We start from the raw sequence: 5,198 nt of genomic DNA, 5'->3' as shown, positions 1-5,198 counted from the left end.
AGGGCGATGTTGATCGCGGCGACCTGCCGGTCGCTGCCCTGGATGTCGCTGCTTCGCGTGGCGATCTGCTCCGACAGTGACTTCTGCACGGTGTGCAGCCGGTCGACGGTCTCGCTGATGGACTCGAACCAGCGGTTGATGTCGTTGGTGGTCGTGGTGTCGAGCCGCCGCAGCGACGCGCCGGAGTTGTGCAGCTGCAGTGCCCGGCCGACGTAGAGCTCGGCTCGGCCGATCTTCACGCTGGCGACCGTGTCGTCGTAGAACTGGCGCTGGGCCGGCGTGGCGACGGCGCGGAACGAGGTGCGCTCGCTGTCGCGCCGGGAGCGGGCGTCGACGAAGGCGTTGAACTCGGGTCCCTCGAACTCGCCCCTGACCAGCGCGATCATCAGGAGACCCCGCTGCTTGGAGGCCTCTTCCTCCGCCCGCGCGACGGCCCGCAGGGCGGCGCTCGTGGCGACCAGCCGCTCGTCCGTCGAGCCCTGGCTGAGCTCGTCGAACAGGCGCAGCATGTCGGCGGTGACCTCGGTGTACTTCTCCATCGTGGGCAGGGGCGGCAGCTGCGTCTTGGTCACGGTGTCGCGGAGCGAGGGAAGCTGGTCCAGCCGGGTGCGGATGCGCGCCAGCGAGTTGCGGCCCAGCTCGGACAGCGACGGCTCGGCCGTCGCCGCGATCGTCTTCGTGCGGCGCACGCTGGCGTCCACCACGGTGTGCTGGGTCTCGAGGCGTTGTGTCTCGGCCGGTCGCTTTCCGGAGGCGACGTAACGCGCGGCCAGGTCCCGTTCGAGACCCAGGTCGCGCGAGAGCTCGCCCAACTGCGCCACCAGGGCGCCGACGTTGCCCAGCTTCTGGTACTGATCAGCGCTGCTGATCGAGGTGGTGACCCGCAGCGCACCCAGGAGCACGGCGACGATCGTGGGGATGGCGATGAGGGCGATGAGGCGAGTGCGTACGCGCCAGTTGCGCAGAGCGAGCGGGCTACCCGACTTGGGCAGGGGCTCGGCCGGCGCCGCGCCGGTCGTGGACTCTCGCGGCGCGTCCGGAGCCCTGCCACGACCGGAGTCGGTCGTCGTTGTCCTCACTTGTGGCAACCTCTCGCCATGGGCCTGCTTCTGGGGTTAAGAGCGGCTTCGTCACGCCGACGGGTGATCGCAGGCAAGTTCGGGCCCAATTTGAGCACAAACCTCATAGTTGAGCCAACGTCTCACACGTATTCAACCGTTCCAAGGGAGGCCGTGTTCATGCGGCTAGTCCACGCACACGGAGCGCTATCATCGCAAATTCGGACATTCCGACATTAACCATGCTTTAAGCGCATATTTTCTGCTATGGGGCAGTTACGTCATATTACACAGACAAAGTAACGTCTTGGCTGACCAGCCTTCAGGTCCAATCTTTCCTCCGGTACGCTTCCAGCTCGTCATCTTTCGATGTTGATCTCCAGAAGCTTCCCCGGGTAGGAGACCCCCCATGACACGCACTTTGCGCTGTCGCGCCCTCGTTCTCGGCGCCGCAGTCGCTCTATCCCTGGCCGGTTGCGGCGGGGACAGCGAGCCGAGCTCGTCCGCCAACAGCAACGGCTTGGAGAAGACCACCATCAAGGTCGGGGCACTCCCCATTCCCGACGCTGTGTCCATGTATATCGCCAACGCCAAGGGCTTCTTCAAAGAAGAGGGCCTGACGGTCGAGCCGGTCACCATCACCGGTGGCGCGGCGGCGATGCCGCAGATCAAGAGCGGCGCCCTGGACATCTCGCAGACCAACTACGTCTCGACCATCGTGGCCACGAGCAAGGGCGAGAAGATCAAGCTGGTCGCCGACATGTACCAGGCCGGTCCCAACACCTTCAACATCATGGTTCCCAAGGACTCGCCGATCAAGACGGTCGCCGACCTCAAGGGCAAGACCGTGCTGGTGAACAACCTCGGCAACATCGCCACGCTCGCCGTGGAGACGCAGCTGAAGGTCGCGGGCCTCACCAAGGACGACGTGAAGTTCGCCGAGAAGCCGTTCCCGGACATGGGCAACGCGATCAGCAGCGGCCAGGCCGACGCGGGCTGGATCACCGAGCCGTTCATCACCGCCACCCAGAGCGGGCTGGGCTTCCGCAAGCTCGCCGACACGATGACGGGCCAGACTGAGGACCTTCCCATCGCCGCCTGGATGGCCACCGATGAGTGGGCCCAGAAGAACCCCAAGACCCTGGCCGCCTTCCAGCGGGCGATCGCCAAGGCCCAGGAGCTCGCCTCGAGTGACCGCAAGGAGATCGAGGCCATGCTGCCCACGTACACGAAGATCGACGCGAAGACCGCGTCGGTGATCACCCTGGGCACGTTCCCGAGCGCGCTGAGCGAGAACCGCGTGCAGAAGGTGGCCGACCTCATGCTGGAGTACAAGTACATCGACAGTCCGGTCGACGTGAAGTCGCTCCTCGTGGCCCCGCCCGCGGGATGACACGTGCGCGACTGCTCCGCGGCGCCGCCGGCGCCGCGGGGTTCCTCATCGCCGGTGAGCTGTTCATTCGGTTCGGCCTCAGCGAGGGTCTGGTCTTCCCGGCGCCGTCCACCGTGCTGTACGAAGCCGCGCGCCTGGTCGTCGACGGTGATTTCCTCGACGGAGTCCTCACGACCCTCATCAACTGGGCGGTCGGCCTGCTGGTCGCCGTCGCCGTGGCCGTCCCGGTGGGAGTGGTGCTCGGCGCGCTGCCACCGGTGGAGCGCGCGATCAGGCCACTGCTGGAGTTCCTGCGCCCCATCCCCTCCGTCGCGATCATCCCGCTCGCGATCCTGCTGATCCCGGTCGACGAGATGATGAAGGTGTCGGTCATCGTCTACGCCTCGATCTGGCCGATCCTGATCAACACCCTGTACGGCATGCAGGACGTCGATCCCCTGGCCAAGGAGTCGCTGCGCAGCTTCGGGTTCGGGCCGCTGTCCGTGCTCGGACGGGTCAGCCTGCCGAGCGCCGCGCCCTTCGTCGTGACCGGGGTCCGGATCGCCACGGGGATCGCGCTGATCCTGGCGGTCAGCGCCGAGTTGCTCGCCGGAGGGGCCTCGGGAATCGGGGTCTACGTGATCGAGGCCAGCAGCGGCAACCGGACCGACCTCATCCTCGCGGCGACCTTCTGGGCCGGCATCTTCGGCCTGCTCGCCAACCTGGGCATGGTCACCGCGGAGCGCCGCCTGTTCCACTGGCACCGGGTGCGGACGGGAGCGTCGGAATCATGAAGACACTCGGCAAGATCTGGGTGATCCCCGTGGTGATCGTCGTGTGGGAGCTCATCACGCGGGCGCTCGAGGACACCGACTTCCCGCCGCCGACCACGATCGTCTCCAGCATGTACGAGATGTGGTTCTCCGGGCCGGCCGGCCGGTTGTTCCTCACCGACGACGCGATCGACAACATTCTGCCCAGCCTCGGCCGCATGTTCAGCGGCTGGCTGATCGCGGCGCTGATCGGCGTGGTGCTCGGAGTGCTCCTCGGCCGCTCGCGGGTGGCCACCGACTACGTCGACGCGCTGATCGAGTTCGGCCGCGCCATCCCTCCCCCGCTGCTGGTGCCCTTCTTCCTCGTGCTGTTCCACGCGGGGCTCGCCACACAGCTGGCCACGATCGTGTTCGGCGTGGTCTGGCCGGTGCTGCTCAACTCGATCGACGGAGCCAAGTCGGTGGACCGGACCTACACCGAGACCGCCACGGTCTTCGGCCTGTCGAGGATGCAGCGCCTGCGCGTGGTCGTCATTCCCGCCGCCTCGCCCAAGATCTTCGCGGGCCTGCGGCTGAGCCTGTCGCTCGCGCTGATCCTCATGGTCCTCGCCGAGCTCTTCGGCAGCACCGACGGCATCGGCTACCAGCTCCTCCAGGCGCAGCGCAGCTTCGAGACCCCCGCGGTCTGGGCCACGATCGCGCTGCTCGGCATCCTGGGCTACCTGGTCAACTCCCTGTTCGTGCTCGCGGAGCGCCGGGTGCTGACCTGGCACAGGCACGCCAACCGGCTCACCTGACCGCGACCTCGCTGGAAGGGCACATGTCTCAATCAGATGCTCTCCTCTGGAGAGCCGTATCCGATATCTCGCGCTTCGCAGCATTGCTGACCATGGCCGAGCTCGGCCTGGCCGACCATCTGGCGCAGGGGCCGCTCGACACCGAGGAGCTGGCCCGGCGGTGCGGGGCACACGCGCCGTCGCTGCGCCGGGTGCTACGCGAACTGGCGAGCATGGGCGTGGTCCGCACCCGCGGCACCGACGGCTACGACCTGACCGAGCAGGGCGCCTCACTGCGCTCGGACGCGCCCGGCTCGATCCGCTCGTCGATCCGCATGCTCGGCGAGGAGGGCCTGTGGTACGCGATGCGCAACCTGCCGGCCACCGTACGCAGCGGCGAGTCGGCGTTCGCGGCGAGGTACGGCCACCTGTACGAGCATCTGGCGGCCAATCCCGGCACGGCACAGCTGTTCAACGACTACATGATGGCCCGGGCGGTGCCCTTCGCCGAGAGCCTGGTGAAGCGCTACGACTTCGCCGACACCGGGACGATGGTCGACGTCGCCGGGGGCAAGGGCCACATCCTGGCCACGGTCCTGCAGGCCAACCCCAACATGCGCGGCGTCCTGTTCGATCTCGAGCACGTCGTCGGCAGGTCCAGGGAGCTGCTGGCCGCCGAACGGCTCGACGATCGCTGCGAGGTCGTGGCGGGCGACTTCTTCGCCTCGGTGCCGGCCGGCGCCGATTTCTACCTGCTCGCCAGCGTCCTGCACAACTGGGACGACGACGACGCGGTCAGGATCCTGCGCAACGTGCGCGACGCGATGGCATCCTCCGGCCGGGTGCTGGTGCTGGAAGTGGTGCTGCCCGACGACGACGCGCCGCATCTGGGCAAGGACATCGACATGCGCATGCTGGCCGTCTTCGACGGAGGCGCCGAGCGCAGCCGTGAGGAGTACGCGAAGCTGCTCGACCAGGCCGGGCTGGGCCTGGAGCGGGTCATCGAGCTGGCCGCCGGGGCGAGCCTCATCGAGGCCACGCCCAGGTGATCGGAGGCCGTGCCGGGCGGCGGCGCTAGCCGCTCCAGCCTGGTACGGCCATCCGGACGGTCAGCGCGTGCTCGACCAGATTGATCAACGCGCTCTTCACCGAATCCTTGGACCGGGCATCCAACCGGATCAGCGGAATATGCGGCGCCAGCGTCAAAGCGTCACGCACC

The 5,198-nt window shown here is 67.5% G+C and carries 5 protein-coding genes and 1 pseudogene; 4 read left to right on the top strand and 2 right to left on the bottom strand.

Translation table 11 applies throughout. The annotated features are described in order from the left end of the window. Positions 1-1,079: nitrate- and nitrite sensing domain-containing protein (locus AB0C16_RS39670; protein ID WP_357691246.1), on the bottom strand; the 1,079-nt coding region annotated here is incomplete at its 3' end. Positions 1,080-1,467: 388 nt separating this feature from the next. On the opposite strand from AB0C16_RS39670, the gene AB0C16_RS39665 reads away from it, so the two are divergent. The 4 genes from AB0C16_RS39665 (at position 1,468) to AB0C16_RS39650 (ending at position 5,028) form a co-directional block, all read left to right on the top strand. After that, a complete protein-coding gene (locus tag AB0C16_RS39665) occupies positions 1,468-2,451 on the top strand; it encodes an ABC transporter substrate-binding protein (RefSeq protein ID WP_357691244.1) in 984 nt (327 codons plus the stop codon). Next, a complete protein-coding gene (locus AB0C16_RS39660) occupies positions 2,448-3,224 on the top strand; it encodes an ABC transporter permease (RefSeq protein ID WP_357691242.1) in 777 nt (258 codons plus the stop codon). The genes AB0C16_RS39665 and AB0C16_RS39660 overlap by 4 nt, the downstream gene beginning before the upstream one ends. Beyond that, positions 3,221-4,000, top strand: coding sequence for an ABC transporter permease (locus tag AB0C16_RS39655; RefSeq protein ID WP_357691240.1), 780 nt, complete (start codon positions 3,221-3,223; stop codon positions 3,998-4,000). Before AB0C16_RS39660 ends, AB0C16_RS39655 begins: the two co-directional genes overlap by 4 nt. Before the next feature lie 92 nt (positions 4,001-4,092). Further along, complete coding sequence (locus tag AB0C16_RS39650; protein WP_357691238.1) at positions 4,093-5,028, top strand: methyltransferase; 936 nt, start codon at positions 4,093-4,095, stop codon at positions 5,026-5,028. Between the two features lie 25 nt (positions 5,029-5,053). Here the strand turns inward: AB0C16_RS39650 and AB0C16_RS39645 are convergent. Next, positions 5,054-5,198 (bottom strand): annotated as a pseudogene (locus tag AB0C16_RS39645) (ATP-binding protein); the annotation flags it as partial.

This window comes from Nonomuraea sp. NPDC048916 (assembly GCF_040649575.1).
Lineage (GTDB): Bacteria > Actinomycetota > Actinomycetes > Streptosporangiales > Streptosporangiaceae > Nonomuraea.
Note: the sequence above shows the minus strand (reverse complement) of the source record. Positions and strands in the feature narration are given on the sequence as shown.